The following is a 15,250-nucleotide window of genomic DNA, read 5'->3' on the forward strand; positions in this document are numbered from 1 at the left end:
TCCACAGGTAGGACTCGAACCTACGACCGATCGGTTAACAGCCGATAGCTCTACCACTGAGCTACTGTGGAATAATATTCATCAGACTTCTTACATTGTAATCGACATTATTTGTAATGTCAATAAGTTTTTGTAATTTCTTTGCCGTTTATTTGAGACGACTTTATTAATTTATCATAATCAATCTATTTTAGTCAAGCATCTTCTACATTTTTTTTAATTTACCTTTACACTTCCCACAAACATATTTAACCGTGTTCACTTTTCTTCTTCGAACATATTTTTGCTCACACTGCATACATACATATATGTGCTCTTTTTTCTTTCCATCACTTTCTTTTTTCAATGCCTGACAAAATCGGGGGGCGCCTACTTTTTTCATTAGGCTTTTAAAGTCTTGATCTCCATGCTTATACCCTTTCCCCTCAATATGCAAATGATAGTGACAGAGCTCATGTTTAATGATTGCTACTATTTCTTGTCTGCCATATTGTTCAAAGTATTTGTAGTTTACTTCTATATTAGATGTACGTAATAAATACCTTCCACCTGTCGTACGTAAACGAGAATTAAAAGTGGCTTCATGACGAAATGGTTTGTGAAACAGCTTCAATGAAATTTCTTCTACAAGTATTTGTAAATCCTTATCATTCATCTTATATACTCCTCTACTGTATGAAATCACCTGACTAGCTCTTTGGGCATACACTTCATTACATACTCACTATTTACCTTATCATAAATGAAAAGGAGTGATTGTCCTTATGCCAATGTGGCTACAAAAACAAATGAGGCGCGCTTATTCTGAAAAAGACCGTGCACAAATAAAATTGCTCAATCAATGTTGGTTTTTTTATCAAAAAAATAACTCCGCTTCTTAAATCACTTCTTTTTACAAATAAAATTGCCTTTTCAGAAAATCTGAAAAGGCAATTTTATTATTGATGAGGTGGAATCATTGTCAGTGCGACTCTTCCTTTTTTCATATCTACGTCTTCTACCCACACATTCACCAAATCTCCTACTGAAACGACATCGAGGGGGTGCTTAACGTACCGATTCGTTAATTTAGAAATATGGACTAGACCGTCTTGCTTAACTCCTATATCAATGAACGCTCCGAAGTCTACGACGTTTCGCACCGTGCCTTCAAGCTGAATACCTTTTGCTAGATCCTCTAGCTTCAAAATATCCTGACGGAGCAAAGGTTTTGGCAGTTCATCACGAGGGTCTCTTTCCGGTCTTACGAGCGCTTCTATAATGTCTTTTAAAGTAAGCTCCCCTATGCTTAGTTCTTCTGATATTTCGGGTAAAGAAATATGTTTTAATGCTTCTTTTACTTTCTCCGTTCCAAGCTCAGTCTCTTTCACTTCCGCTTTCTTTAAAAGCTTTTTAACGTCGCCATATGTTTCAGGATGGATACCCGTTCTGTCTAAAGGTTCTTCACCTTCTATAATACGCAAAAACCCAATACACTGCTCGTACGTTTTAGCACCTAGACGCGGAATTTTCTTCAACTGTTTTCGGTTAGAGAACTTTCCGTTTTCATCCCGATATTTTACAATGTTTTGAGCAACTGTCTTATTTAGACCAGCAACGTATTGTAGAAGCGAAGCAGAAGCCGTGTTTGCATTTACTCCTACCTGATTTACTACTGTCTCTACAATAAAGGTTAATGAATCATTTAATTGCTTTTGAGACACATCATGCTGATACTGCCCTACTCCTACCGACTTAGGATCAATTTTCACAAGTTCAGCCAGCGGATCTTGCAGCCTTCTGGCAATCGATACAGCGCTTCGCTCTTCTACTTGAAAATCAGGAAATTCTTCTCTAGCAACATCAGATGCCGAATATACGCTTGCTCCCGCTTCATTCACAATCAAATAATAAACTGGGTTTTCAATTTCTTTAAGAACATCCGCTACAAATTGCTCCGTTTCGCGAGATGCCGTTCCGTTTCCAATTGCCACTACTTCAATAGGGTACTCAGCAAACATTTTCTTTAATTTATTTTGCGCTTCAGCTGCTTTTCTCACAGGAGGATGTGGATAAATAACATCAATGTTTAATACCTTGCCTGTTTCATCTACTACAGCTAATTTACAGCCTGTTCGAAAAGCTGGATCTACTCCTAATACTACTTTCCCTTTCAATGGAGGTTGGAGAAGAAGTTTTCGTAAGTTTTCAGAAAAGATGTGAATGGCTCTTTCTTCCGCTTTTTCTGATAGCTCTTTACGGATTTCGCGTTCAATAGATGGTTCTATTAAGCGTTTATAGGCATCTTCTATAGCTGAGATGATATAACCTTCAGCTGAAGAATCCCTTTTCTTGATTACTTCTTTATGTAAATATGAAAGAATACGATCTGTAGGCGCATCAATACTCACTTTTAAAATGCCGTCTTTTTCTCCTCTGTTCATAGCTAAGATACGATGAGGAACGATTCGCTTTACCGCTTCTGTATATTCATAGTACATTTCATAGATATTTTTTTCGTCTTTTTCCGGATCTTTGACTGAAGTAACAATTATGCCATCTTTTACAGTGGTCGTACGAATCCATTGACGGTAAGATGCTTCGTCAGAAATTTGTTCCGCTACAATGTCTAGGGCTCCCTGAATAGCTTCGTCAGAAGATTGAACTCCCGCTTCTTCATTTATGTATGTTTGCGCTTCATTCTTCACGTCAGAATGCGGGAAACTTAGTAGCCACTGTGCTAATGGTTCAAGACCTTTTTCTTTTGCTACAGTTGCTTTTGTACGTCGTTTTTGCTTAAAAGGGCGGTATAAATCCTCTACTTGCTGCAATTTCTTCGCTTGATGAATTTGAGCAGCCAGTTCCTCAGTTAATTTCCCTTGCTCTTCAATTAATCGATGAACTTCCTCTTTACGCTCCTCTAAATTCATTAAGTAGTTCCAGGAATCTAAAATATTCCGGATTTGGACTTCATCCAAAGCACCAGTTTGTTCTTTTCTATATCGAGCAATAAAGGGAACTGTATTACCGTCTTCTACTAAAGCAATTACGTTTTGTACTTGCTTTGGTGAAATCTCTACCTCTTTACTTACACGTTGAACAATTTGATTATCTAATTTCGTTGCAACAGACACAGCTTATCCTCCTACCTAAATGAAACTTTGTCTCTATTGTAACAAAACTCACATGCAATAACACATGTGAGCTAAAAAGAAAGGCTATGCAGTTGGAAGATGACCAGCGATATACGTAATATCGTCATTATGAGATCGAATTGCTGCCTGTAGCCGTGTCGACAATTGATCGACATTCATCGAGTTAGCAAAAACAGATTTAATCTCTTTTAATTCTAAGCCATCTGTATGAATCAAAAATTTAGAACCGGAGTCATATGGGAAGGTTTGTGTGCGGAACTTTTGAATTTTCCCTGATAAAAAACCTTGAATTGGCAGAGGGTACGTTAATTTCCCCTCCGGAGAATACAGATAAAAGCGGATATTACCTACATTTGTGTAATGAAATTCATTATGTTTTTTATCAATTTTTAAAATAGCTACTGCCGCGCCTCTTGTATGTCGAGTAGCCTTGTTGCACTTAGAAATGATTTCATCCACATCTAGATGATGATGAGCTTTCGCTACATCTGTAACAGCTACAGAAGCGGCTCTGGCTTGTTCACCGCTTCCTAATCCATCTGCTACTGCACATAGAAAATAGTCATCCGTTTCTTTGACATAGTAACTATCTCCACAACACACGTTCCCTTGCTTTGGCTCTTGGTATATATGAGTTTGAATCGACTTTGTATTCGGGTCTACTGTCATCACGACATATACTCCGAATCGTTAGAATCTGAGCGAGCTGCAGTCCTTAGCTTATCAAGAGCTCTTCTTTGCAGTCGAGATACATGCATTTGAGAAATCCCTAATTTCTCACCGGCATCTTTTTGACTCAGATTTTCAATAAATGTATAGCGAATCACTTCTTTTTCTCTATCGCTTAATACATGAAGAATCTTTTCTAACACTAAGCGCTGATCAGTTTTCTCATAACCCGACTCTTGTTCACCTACTAAATCAAGGATTGTAACAGTACTTCCATCAGAGTCTGCTTCAATGGAATGATCAACAGACAACGCTTGATAACTTTGCCCCATCTCCATCGTTTCTAAAATTTCTTCCTCTGTCACTCCGATATGATCAGCAATTTCTTTTACTTGAGGAGATCGCTGTAAACGGGTTGTTAGCTCTTCGACAGCTGCTTTAATTTTAGGACCTAATTCTTTAATGCGGCGCGGTACGTGAACACTCCACGTTTTATCGCGTAAAAATCGCTTAATCTCTCCAATGATTGTAGGAACAGCAAACGATTCAAAGCTTCTTCCAAATGAAGCATCATACCTTCTAATAGCTCCTAACAGTCCTAGCATCCCTACCTGCACAATATCTTCATGTAAGCTTCTGCCTTTTGAATAACGACGTGCAATAGATTCAACAAGGTTCTTGTAATGTACTACTAGATCACTTTGTGCTTCTTCATCCTGCGTCTTTTGAAAGCGCTCAATTCGTTCCTGAACCTGTTCTTTAGTTAATTTCATAGGTTGAGACTGTGTTTTCATCACTCTCCACCTGCTCTCTTTGCACATACTTAGTCATCATTAGCGTTACACCTTTTGAATTGACCATTTTCACTTCGTCCATTAGTGTCTCAATTAAATATAAACCAAGTCCACCTTCAGGAAGAAATTCAACTTCTTTTGATGTTTCATAAGGTCCTATATGTTCCTTAAGCTCTTCAAAATTAAAGCTTTCACCTTTATCGACCACCATGATTTCTAAACGGTCATCAAATAAACCAAAACCTACTCTCACTTCACCATTTTCTTCACTCTTGTAAGCATGCTGTACGGCATTTGTACATGCCTCACTCACAGCAATTTTCATATCTTCAATTTCATCATAAGAAAAACCCATCCGGTTCGCTACACCAGACAGCGTCAGTCGAATAATTGCTACGTAGTCTGGCTTAGCAGGAATCTTCATCTCAACAAAGTCATAAGGCTGTTTCATTTTACGCCACCTTCTACTTGTGAATTCACGTTTAAAATGTCTGTGAGGCCCGTAATATCAAATAAGCGCTTGATGCGCTCTGATACACCAACAAATTTCAAAGAGCCGTTATTTTTCTTATTGGCTTTTAACAATGCAATAAATACACCCAGCCCTGTACTATCCATGTATGATACATCGGTTAAATCAACTATAATTTCCGGTTCAGTATGTTCAGTAATTTCCATGAACTTTTCTTTTAGCTTAGGTGCTGTATACGCGTCAATCTCTCCAGCCAGCTTAATACGATATGCTTGACCGTCCTTTTGTATATCTATTTTTAAATTCATCGTATTAGTAGACCCCCTCTAATTTTGTGCTATATTTTCTGTACCCTTATTTAGAATACTTAAACTAAACTCTTCAAAATAATCAATGTAAAGTCATCTCTCAATTGAAAATGCTGTAATTTTTCCAGCTCTTTATATACAGATTCTACAATTTCTTGAGGAGACAAATGCATGTATTTTCGAATTAATTTTATGATGTCCAATCTTTCGATAAATCCTTCTTCAGTTCTGCATTCTGTTACACCATCTGTTAACAGAACAATCATATCGCCTTTTGAAAGCTGCTGCTCGTACTGAAGATATTTCACATGGCGATCGACTCCTAGCACGAGTCCTTTTGCTTCCAAATCTTCAAATGAATCAGCTTTAGCGTCATAATAAAAGCCTGGCTCATGCCCTGCAGATGCGTAATCAAATAAGTTTGTCTCGGGATTGTAGCTTCCGTAGAACATCGTAATAAACATACTTGGATCTACGTTCCGCTCTACAATATTATTCAAGTTCTCTAATACGTAACTTGGATTTTTTCTTGAGTCCGGTAAGCTGTCCATTGCATACTTGATCATAGACATACACATTGCAGCTGGAATTCCTTTTCCGATTACATCGGCAATGGCAATACTTAACCCACCATGTTCTTCTTCTACAAAGTGAAAATAATCTCCGTTCATCTGTTTAGCCGGTACGCTAATCGCGCCAATTTCTAAAGTTGAACTAGCAGGAACTTTTGTCCCTAATAACGTCTGCTGGACGTTAGCGGCAACTTCAATTTCAGAACGAAGTTCCCGCTGCTTATTTTTTAATGTTTGATGCTCGCGAAGAGCAAGACCGTAGCTAATCATTACCTCAAGTAAAAAGTCCAGAGAATGCAGCACTTTTTCTGGAATATCAGAATAAATTTCTTCAATCACTTCTTTATGAATGCTCACAATATCTTCTGGCGATATTTCATTCTCTAAAGATTTTCTACTTAGTTTTTGTCCTTGATACAAAATTTGTTCATTTTGTGTTTGGATATAGTTCCCCAAAATATCTTTGTATAAATCTCTCATCTCTTTATCAAAAGACATTATCTATTTCCTCCTACCGGAGCCACTTAACTGCTTTAATCTCAGTACCTTCTCCGACATTTGTTTCGATGTCAAACTCATCCATCAATCGTTTTACCCCAGGAAGCCCAGCTCCTAGTCCACCCGATGTTGAGTATCCATCTTCCATTACTTTGCGAACGTCGGGGATACCTGGCCCTTCATCTGTTGCTACGACAAGAAGACCGTTTTTTCCTCCACGATTTAATTTCTCAATATAGATTTGACCCTTACCCGCATATAGGTAAATATTACGAGCTAATTCAGAAATGGCGGTTGTAATACGAGCTTGGTCAACTGTTCCAAACCCTAGCTCTTTCGACACATTTCTACCTAATTGGCGTGCCGCTACGATGTCCCATTCTGTTACGATTTTTACGCTGGATTGGAATTCCATATACTAATCCCCCAATTCCGATTGGAGTTTCTCAAGACCTTTTTCTAAATCGAGTGCAGTAAGAACATCGTTTAGGCCAATCCCTAACTCAACAAGTGTAATAGCTACTGCAGGCTGGATACCTGTTAATACTACTCTGGCCCCCATCAAATTAGACATGCTAACTACGTCACCTAACACTTTTGCGATGAATGAATCGATCATATCAATTGAAGTTAAATCGATTACCACTCCTTTTGCTCCAGTTTGATGAATTTTACTTAGCAAATCTTCTTGGAATTGAATAGCCGTTTGATCATCCAGCTCCCATTGAATGGATACCAATAAATAGTCGTACAATTTCAAAATGGGTATTCTCACGTTTATTCCTCCGATTCTATATCAACTATTTTCCGCTCAGTCATTTCTAACGCAAACTCTACGCCTTTTTTCAATGAGTTTTTCGTAATAATTTCGTTTAAGTTAATACCTAAGTTCACAATAGTCTGAGCAATTTCCGGACGAATTCCTACTAACAAACACTTGGCTCCAACCAAACGCACGGCTTCAGCAGCTTGAATAATATGATGGGCAACCATCGTATCCACTACTGGTACTCCGGTAATATCTATTAATACGACCTCTGATCGGTGCTTTACGACACCTTGCAGTAAGTTTTCCATAATTTTCTTTGCACGATCAGTGTCAATCGTTCCCACAAGCGGCATTACCGTAATTTTATCAAATACCGGTATTAATGGAGCAGACAATTCTTGAAGTGCAACTTTTTGCAACATAACTGTATTTTCCCACGAGTTGGAGTATTGTTCTACTATTTTGTTATAAATAGGGCTTAACCACTTGTCAAACCGATAGAACAATTCAGAATGAGTTTGATCAGCCTTTACATGTTCACTGTTTACATACCCTTCAACCACTACATGACCCAAGTTACGTACACCCTGTGTCAAATAAGCAAGAGGCCAGCCTAAACTCACAACTCGTCCTACTACTTCCTCTAGTTCCTCTGCAAAATTTTCCTGATCACGGAATGCTTTTGCCAAAAGTAAATTTACAAAATCAGAGCTTACATTTACGTACACTTGCTCGGATACGATGTTTTTAATCCGCTCTGTTTCCACATCATTCATTAACACTAGCCATCGATCAAAAATTTCTGATTTATGATTTTGTATATAATTGAATAAATCTTGATTCATGAGGTCCTCCTTGTGAGTCAATACACTCATTTATATCTATATATATATTATCATTTTTAAAACGTTTCTTATTACAATATACGTTTACTGATTATTCCTAGTCAAATTAAAAAAGTTGCTCATAAAGGAGCAACTTAGCATAAATGGAAGTATAATTCTAAAAGTCGATAAGTCCTACACTGATTTGCAAGGCTTCATCCACTCTGTCCATCATTTCATCATCTAAATGGGTAATCTTGTCTGTTAGCCTCTGTTTATCAATAGTACGAATTTGTTCTAGTAAAATAACTGAATCTCGCTCAAATCCATAGCGCTTTGCATCAATTTCAACATGCGTAGGTAACTTTGCCTTTTGAATTTGAGCAGTGATCGCAGCTACAATAACAGTTGGGCTAAAACGATTGCCTATATCATTTTGAATGACAAGTACAGGGCGAACGCCTCCTTGTTCTGAGCCAACAACAGGAGATAGGTCAGCAAAATAAACGTCGCCACGTTTGACTACCAAGTCATTACCCCCCGCTTACTAAACGATCCACAGTATGATCAGCTTCATACTCTGCTAGAAAAGCCTCGGAAGCAATATTTAAGTTTATCTTTGCCATCTCCATATATCCACGTCTCATTGATTCGCGAATATGGCGTTTTTTTCGCTCACGAAGGTACAATTTTGTTGCTTGGTGAATAAAATCACTTCGGTTGCCATTTTCTTGTTTAACCATAAGATCGAGCTCCGATACTAAATTTTTCGGTAATCTTACTAGGATTTCTGTAGTTGCGCTCGCTTCAGACACAAACATACACCTCCAACATCAATACACACACCAATAGTCTCATCTTTCCTTATCATAACATTGATTAGCTTTAATGGAAAGTTAATTCTGTCAATTTCTACACTATTATCGTCAATTGATACCCTCTTTTATGCATGGAAGTTATTATTTTATTGTCTTTTGTTCGCAGGCTTTTTATGTTGACTCAGGAAGATGTATATTCAGCGCAAGATATAATTATTAACATCAATATGCTGCGAATCTCTTGTATAAACCCTCGGAACCCTTGCTGCAATCATGCAAGGGATTTCATAATTAATTGTTTCAAGATGCTTCGCTACTTCATCAATTGTAATTTCAGCACCTTTTTGCTTTCCAATAAATGTTACTTTTGTACCCGTTTTATACATTTTAGGCAATTTAATCATCAATTGATCCATGCATATTCTACCAACAATTGGCACTTTAACTCCATCTACTAAGACTTCAAAATTACTTAATTTACGAATCCAGCCGTCTGCATATCCTACTGGAATAGTAGCAATCCATTCATCTTCTTTAGCTTCATAAGTAGCTCCGTAACTGATATGACTCCCTTTTTTGACTTTTTTAACATGCACAATACGGCTGTGCAGCGAAAAAGCTTGTTTTAACGGAATTGGCAAGACTTCTTTTAATTCCTCGGAAGGACTCAAGCCATACATAGAGATACCTAAGCGTACGCCATTAAAGATATCGTTCGGACGACGAAGCAAGGCTGCGCTATTTGCACAGTGAATTATCGGAGGCGTAAAATTATGTTCTTTCACAATTCGAACCATTTCTTCAAAGAATGTGTATTGTTCTTCAAAATAAGGCGAATTTAGCTCGTCTGCTGTTGCAAAGTGTGTAAACACTCCATCCAGCGCGAATCCTGAATGAGAAGTGATGATATTCATCGTTTCGTGTAATTCTTCTTTTGTTCTAATTCCTAAGCGACCCATGCCTGTATCTATTTTTAAATGCATATGCAACTGACTGTTTTCACCTAGAATGGACGCCGCTTCTTCAATCCAAGCTTTGCTATAAGCAGTTACCGTTACATCCCACTCCAATGCGGTTTGAATGTGTAAGGGGGGCACGGCTCCTAATACTAAAATAGATTCCTTTATTCCTTTTTTTCGAAGAGCAATAGCTTCATCCAAAAAAGCTACAGCTAGCATATCAGCGCCAGCTTGAAGCGCAATCTCTGCTACTTCTTTATCTCCATGCCCGTACGCATTCGCTTTTACTACGGCCATTAACATTTTATGCCCTGGTATCAGTTCTCTTACATGATTCACATTTTGAAAAATGGCTTCTACATCAATTTCTGCCCATGTTTCTCTATAAAACGCATCCATTACTACGACACTTCCTTTTTTCAGAACCATTCTAAACGTACTTTCCTCTGTTATTATAATACATCTATAGCCAAACTTCATCTCGATCTTTATTCAAATTAAGCAAGAACAAGCCTACATATATGCAGGCTTGTAAGCTTCTCTTATTTTCCCATCTGACTTTGCACAGATCTAGCAACTGTACTCAATTCATCTGGTGTTAGCTGATCAGAAGCCAGCATAAAGTCTACTCCATTATATGTCCAAGATAGACTTTTATCCGTTAAAGCCCCCACAGTAAAACCTAAATCAAATGGCTCCCCGGCAGTAACTGTAGATGTTGCTGTTTTAGCTACTTGAGCTTTTTCTTGTACAAGCGTAAACGGCTTTTCTCCTTTGTACATTAAAACGACTCTCTCGCCATTTTCCGTCTCAATTTTCTTTTCCTTGGACAGCTTTGTACCTTTTGGAACATCATTAGGATAAAGAACGCTAAATGATTTTTGCTGAGCTAATGTCGGAATGTCAATCTTTGCACTTGTCATGTTTCTTTTTGTATCAAAAGCCCCTTTATCAAACTTAGAATCGAATTTCACCTTAGAGAAATCAACTTTTATTAACACTTTATTATCCGTATCCATAATTTTAACCGAAACAGGCGTTAAGTCACTTTTGTTCAGCGTAATTTCTTGTTTAGGAAGCATTGTGCTATTTTGATAGTTGGTTTTTGTTTCAAAAATATAATGCTTATCTGTTGATTTAAAACTTGCCTTTTCATCCTTTACAATATCTTGGACAAGGGATTCATACAAATAAGCTTGACTGCTATTTTGCGGCCAGTCACTTTGAAAACGAAAGCTTTTATTTAAGGCAGGCGTTAAAACAAAAACCCCTTCATCATTACGCAAAATCATTTGGCTTTGATCTTTCTTTGTATTTTTCAAATTCACTCGATAATACATAGGCTTACTATGCCAAATCTCTACATCGTATACTTGAGCATCTTTCCCTGTATTCAATGTCATCTTAGCATCTGATTTATACCCCGCCATTTCTTGTACCTTGGCATCCAATGCATCTGTTACATCCTGCTGACTTTTTTCACCGCATGCTGATAAGGCTAAGAGAAAAAAGGCGCAAACAAATAAGCCAACCCATTTTTTATGCATTTCCCCAACTCCTTTATTTCGTATATTCACAGCTAAACGGAGAAGCAAGAACATATCTTGTCTCCCCTATCCACACTATGAATATATGAACAAGAAATAGTGAATATGCAGACTAGCTTGACAAGCGTTCAATAATTACTTGAGCAATTGCATAGTGCGCACTGTGGGAAATAGATACGTGTACAGACGCTTCCAGTGGTTGTTTTGTAACAATGTGAGGTTTTCCTCTTTCATCATTCACGATTTCGATATCTTGGAAGCTGAAATCTTTTCCTATTCCTGTTCCAAGAGCTTTCGAATATGCTTCCTTCACAGCAAATCTTCCTGCTAAAAATTCGACCTTGCGCCGGCTTGATAGCTTTTCATAGCGTTCTCTTTCGTTTTTTGTTAAAATCCGAGTAATAAAAGCGCTTTGACGCTGCACCATTTTTTCAATCCGCTCTAACTCTGTAATATCAATTCCAGTTCCTATAATCATTTTCATTTAATCCTCTCTTACAGAATAGTATATAAAAATGCCTTTATAAAAAGGAGTGACAAATATGTTCGTACGCACAGAAAATGCAGCTGAATTTAAACGTTTTTATCCTGTTACCTTTACGCTTATCTGCATCCACATTGCGCTATGGTTACTTGCCGCTCTTCCCTTACACCTTGCAGAATCTTTTATACATCAGCTTATTGGTGTGAATAGTTTAATTTCCCAAGGAGACTACTGGCGGCTTTTCACACCTATCTTTTTGCATCTAAGCTTTTCACACCTTCTTTTTAACTCATTTTCATTGTTCTTGTTAGGACCGGGTGCTGAGCGCATTCTTTCTTCTTATAAGTTTCTTCTATTCTACCTTACGTGTGGATTGCTTGGAAATATCGTTACATTTCTAATCCAATCTTCTTTTTACAGCCATGTGGGTGCATCCGGTGCCATTTTCGGACTGCTTGGATTTTACCTCTATCTTGTCATAAAACAAAAGCATATGCTTTCTAAAAGCAACCAGCAAATCATTGTCGTCTTTTTAGTTATTGGATTACTTTCAGGTCTGCTAACCCCAGGAACCAACAACACTGCTCATTTCGCTGGAGGTATTGCTGGATTTGTTCTCTCTTTTCTTATATTCAAACAGAAAAACAAGCCACAGATATGAGGCCTGCTTTAGGATTTAATATAAAAAGTGGATGAGTTAATAAATTCCACATCTTCATAAGACTTTAAATCTCTTACTAACTGAAAGAGTGCTTCATCTTTTTTCTTAGCTTCAATCATGCAATCGATTTGCGGTATCGTTCCATTTACTTCTTTTAAAAAGCTGTAAAACCCATTAACATCGATATAATCTGCATGAGCTCTAAATTCTTTATCACTTTTAGGACTAGATATATGCATTTTTAGAGGAAGCGTTTCATGTTCCCATGTTCGAATGATACGATCCCAATGCTCTTGCCACGAAGTTTCATCGTTGTTCGCCTGATGATGATGAAGATCAAAAATGATTGGGACATTTAGTTTTTCACATAAATACAAGACGTCCTTTATATGAAAGGTTGTATCGTCGTTTTCCAACATAATCATTTGCTGAAGGGATTGAGGTACAAGCCCCCAATTATGAATAAACTGCTCCAATGCCTTTTCTTTATCATTATAAGCTCCTCCAACATGTAAAACACAGCGATTTTGAAGTGGAATATCCATTCCTTTCAGCAACTTTTGATGCATGCGAAGAGTTTGGATAGAATGCTTAAAAACCTCTTTATCCGTTGAATTTAAAACAACAAAATGATCCGGATGAAAATCTACTCGCATTGGATGTTCCTTCAAAAATACAGAAATACGCTGAAGAGCATCTTTTAAAGGAGCTATGTAGTTCCATTCTTTTAGCGCCTCATGGTTAGCTAACGGAATTAACTTAGAACTGAATCGAAAAAACTCAATTTCACTCCACGCATTATGTTTTAATAACCGTAAGCAGTTTTCTAAGTTGGATATTGCAATACGTTCGAGCTTGCGAATGGCCGCTTCATGGTCTTTCACACGCTGAAATTGTGCAAAAGTCATTGTTTGAGAAGGAGAACTATTTTCCAAATGAACGCTCATCGCCACATAACCTAACCGAACAATGGTCGACATCAGTGAACACCCCATTTTATTTTACTCATAGTGTGCACCAATAAAATAGCAATTAACACATAAAAAAAACGAGCCTGTTAAGGCTCGTTTTTATTTTACGCTTTGCTGCGAGAATCTTTACGATTACTGCTGCTATTGCGATTTCTATTATCACTGCCGTTGCTTCCACCGCGACGCTTGTCACCAAAACGCTTTGAGTTTCCACGACGATTTTGCTGTGAGTAGTTTTTAGAGTTAGAACGTGAACGACCTCCGCCATTTCCACGTTTGTTTTTATCACCTTTTGCAATTACCGGTGGTTCAGCAGTTAATTGAATTGGTGATTCGTTTGGTTCTTTTGTAAATAATTTGATTGCTGCTGCCACTAATGAAACTGAATCGTGCTCTTCAAGTAACTCTTCTGCCAACTGTTTATAGTAAGATAAGTTGCCTTGTGTCACAGATTCTGTTAATTTGTCAGCTGCAATACGCTGTTGACCTTCCATTGCTTCATCAAGCGTTGGAGGAGTCAAACGCTCCATTTTACGTTTTGTTGTACGCTCAATATTGTGTAACTGTCCAGTTTCTCTTGGCGTTACAAATGTCATAGCAGCACCCATTTTACCAGCACGTCCTGTACGTCCGATACGGTGTACATAGCTCTCCGGATCTTGAGGGATATCAAAGTTGTATACATGCGTAACACCAGAAATATCAAGTCCGCGCGCAGCTACGTCCGTCGCAACTAATACATCAATAGAACCTTCTTTAAATTGACGTAGTACAGATAGACGTTTCGATTGCGTCAAGTCACCATGGATACCTTGTGCAGAATAACCACGCATATTTAATGCTTCTGATAACTCATCAACACGGCGCTTTGTACGACCAAAGATGATAGCTAATTCAGGTGATTGCATATCTAAAAGACGAGTAAGGATATCAAATTTACGCTTTTCTTGTACTTCTAAATAATACTGCGTAATATTTGGCATCGTCACTTCTTTTGCTTTTACTTTTACCACTTTTGGTTCGTTCATGAATTTTTCAGCAATGCGACGGATTGGAGTAGGCATTGTTGCTGAGAATAAAAGTGTTTGGTGGTTCTCAGGTACGTTTGATAAGATTTTTTCAATGTCTTCGATGAATCCCATGTTTAACATTTCATCTGCTTCATCTAAAATAACTGTATGAACATCTTGTAGACGAAGTGTACGACGATTAATATGATCTAGCATACGTCCTGGTGTCCCTACGATGATATGAGGGTGCTTTTTCAATGCACGAATTTGACGACTGATATCTTGACCACCATAAATTGATAGCACGCGTACGCGCTTTGTTTGACCAATTTTGTAAAGTTCTTCAGATACCTGTACAGCAAGTTCACGAGTAGGAGCAATAATTAACCCTTGAATTGCATCTACGTTTACATCAACTTTTTCAATAAGAGGAATACCAAATGCCGCTGTTTTACCTGTTCCTGTTTGTGCTTGTCCGATCAAATCGTGACCTTCTAGTGCTAATGGGATAGTTTCTGATTGAATTGGTGTTGCTTCTTCAAAACCCATTTTACTCACAGCTTTGTTAAGCTGTTGACTTAATCCTAAATCTTGAAATAATGCCAAGTTTTTCAAACTCCTTTTATATTTAGACTATCTATATTTTACAAAAAAAAGCATTCTCCGAGGAAACGGAAAATGCTCTAAACGACTACTTCAATAAATTCAACGTTTAGAGTATAAGCGCCTCAAGACACTCAGACTACATCATAACACTATG

The 15,250-nt window shown here is 37.8% G+C and carries 19 protein-coding genes and 1 tRNA gene; 2 read left to right on the forward strand and 18 right to left on the reverse strand.

Annotated elements, in window-relative coordinates; genetic code table 11:
- Both SB717_RS30075 and SB717_RS30080 read right to left on the reverse strand, forming a co-directional pair.
- Positions 1–71: transfer RNA gene (locus SB717_RS30075), tRNA-Asn, on the reverse strand.
- Positions 72–205: 134 nt separating this feature from the next.
- Positions 206–655, reverse strand: a complete 450-nt coding sequence (locus tag SB717_RS30080) for a SprT family protein (protein ID WP_074683559.1) — start codon at positions 653–655, stop codon at positions 206–208.
- A 109-nt stretch (positions 656–764) separates the two neighbouring features.
- Here SB717_RS30080 and cmpA point away from each other — a divergent pair, with 109 nt between their 5' ends.
- Entirely contained in the window at positions 765–881 is a 117-nt protein-coding gene (gene cmpA, locus SB717_RS30085) for a cortex morphogenetic protein CmpA (RefSeq protein WP_013055014.1), read from the forward strand.
- Between the two features lie 57 nt (positions 882–938).
- Here the strand turns inward: cmpA and SB717_RS30090 are convergent, their stop codons facing one another.
- The 14 genes from SB717_RS30090 to acpS form a co-directional block, all read right to left on the reverse strand.
- Positions 939–3,113 (reverse strand): Tex family protein, encoded by a 2,175-nt coding sequence (locus SB717_RS30090; RefSeq protein WP_074683558.1) that lies wholly within the window; start codon positions 3,111–3,113, stop codon positions 939–941.
- Positions 3,114–3,197: 84 nt separating this feature from the next.
- Positions 3,198–3,803 carry a PP2C family serine/threonine-protein phosphatase gene (locus SB717_RS30095; RefSeq protein WP_033580804.1) on the reverse strand — a complete coding sequence of 202 codons (606 nt, stop codon included), beginning with the start codon at positions 3,801–3,803 and terminating at the stop codon, positions 3,198–3,200.
- Entirely contained in the window at positions 3,803–4,597 is a 795-nt protein-coding gene (gene sigB / locus SB717_RS30100; RefSeq protein WP_013055011.1) for an RNA polymerase sigma factor SigB, read from the reverse strand. Before sigB ends, SB717_RS30095 begins: the two co-directional genes overlap by 1 nt.
- Positions 4,563–5,048, reverse strand: coding sequence for an anti-sigma B factor RsbW (gene rsbW / locus SB717_RS30105; RefSeq protein WP_025753516.1), 486 nt, complete (start codon positions 5,046–5,048; stop codon positions 4,563–4,565). Before rsbW ends, sigB begins: the two co-directional genes overlap by 35 nt.
- Positions 5,045–5,377 (reverse strand): anti-sigma factor antagonist, encoded by a 333-nt coding sequence (locus SB717_RS30110; protein WP_013055009.1) that lies wholly within the window; start codon positions 5,375–5,377, stop codon positions 5,045–5,047. Before SB717_RS30110 ends, rsbW begins: the two co-directional genes overlap by 4 nt.
- Positions 5,378–5,436: 59 nt before the next feature.
- A complete protein-coding gene (locus SB717_RS30115) occupies positions 5,437–6,447 on the reverse strand; it encodes a PP2C family protein-serine/threonine phosphatase (RefSeq protein ID WP_013055008.1) in 1,011 nt (336 codons plus the stop codon).
- 13 nt (positions 6,448–6,460) lie between these two features.
- The gene (locus SB717_RS30120; RefSeq protein ID WP_013055007.1) at positions 6,461–6,862 is read right to left on the reverse strand and encodes an anti-sigma regulatory factor; all 402 of its coding nucleotides are present in this window, start codon (positions 6,860–6,862) and stop codon (positions 6,461–6,463) included.
- A gap of 3 nt (positions 6,863–6,865) precedes the next feature.
- Entirely contained in the window at positions 6,866–7,222 is a 357-nt protein-coding gene (locus tag SB717_RS30125) for an STAS domain-containing protein (RefSeq protein WP_013055006.1), read from the reverse strand.
- A gap of 2 nt (positions 7,223–7,224) precedes the next feature.
- Positions 7,225–8,061 carry an RsbT co-antagonist protein RsbRA gene (locus tag SB717_RS30130; protein WP_013055005.1) on the reverse strand — a complete coding sequence of 279 codons (837 nt, stop codon included), beginning with the start codon at positions 8,059–8,061 and terminating at the stop codon, positions 7,225–7,227.
- A gap of 157 nt (positions 8,062–8,218) precedes the next feature.
- A complete protein-coding gene (gene ndoA, locus SB717_RS30135) occupies positions 8,219–8,569 on the reverse strand; it encodes a type II toxin-antitoxin system endoribonuclease NdoA (protein WP_013055004.1) in 351 nt (116 codons plus the stop codon).
- A gap of 4 nt (positions 8,570–8,573) precedes the next feature.
- Positions 8,574–8,855, reverse strand: a complete 282-nt coding sequence (locus SB717_RS30140) for a CopG family ribbon-helix-helix protein (protein WP_013055003.1) — start codon at positions 8,853–8,855, stop codon at positions 8,574–8,576.
- A gap of 200 nt (positions 8,856–9,055) precedes the next feature.
- The gene (gene alr / locus SB717_RS30145) at positions 9,056–10,246 is read right to left on the reverse strand and encodes an alanine racemase (RefSeq protein ID WP_410906255.1); all 1,191 of its coding nucleotides are present in this window, start codon (positions 10,244–10,246) and stop codon (positions 9,056–9,058) included.
- Between the two features lie 113 nt (positions 10,247–10,359).
- Positions 10,360–11,418 carry a LolA family protein gene (locus tag SB717_RS30150; RefSeq protein WP_074683556.1) on the reverse strand — a complete coding sequence of 353 codons (1,059 nt, stop codon included), beginning with the start codon at positions 11,416–11,418 and terminating at the stop codon, positions 10,360–10,362.
- Positions 11,419–11,476: 58 nt separating this feature from the next.
- Entirely contained in the window at positions 11,477–11,842 is a 366-nt protein-coding gene (gene acpS, locus SB717_RS30155; protein WP_028411881.1) for a holo-ACP synthase, read from the reverse strand.
- A gap of 64 nt (positions 11,843–11,906) precedes the next feature.
- Between acpS and SB717_RS30160 the strand changes: the two genes are divergently transcribed.
- Complete coding sequence (locus SB717_RS30160; protein WP_074683555.1) at positions 11,907–12,509, forward strand: rhomboid family intramembrane serine protease; 603 nt, start codon at positions 11,907–11,909, stop codon at positions 12,507–12,509.
- 8 nt (positions 12,510–12,517) lie between these two features.
- On the opposite strand, the gene uvsE is transcribed toward SB717_RS30160, so the two are convergent.
- Positions 12,518–13,489: a UV DNA damage repair endonuclease UvsE gene (gene uvsE / locus SB717_RS30165; protein ID WP_074683554.1), complete on the reverse strand. Its 972-nt coding sequence runs from the start codon at positions 13,487–13,489 to the stop codon at positions 12,518–12,520.
- Between the two features lie 95 nt (positions 13,490–13,584).
- Positions 13,585–15,096 carry a degradosome RNA helicase CshA gene (gene cshA / locus SB717_RS30170; protein WP_013054997.1) on the reverse strand — a complete coding sequence of 504 codons (1,512 nt, stop codon included), beginning with the start codon at positions 15,094–15,096 and terminating at the stop codon, positions 13,585–13,587.
- Between the last annotated feature and the right edge of the window lie 154 nt (positions 15,097–15,250).

The sequence above is a fragment of the Priestia sp. SIMBA_032 genome, assembly GCF_046535215.1.
Classification (GTDB): Bacteria; Bacillota; Bacilli; order Bacillales; family Bacillaceae_H; genus Priestia; species Priestia aryabhattai.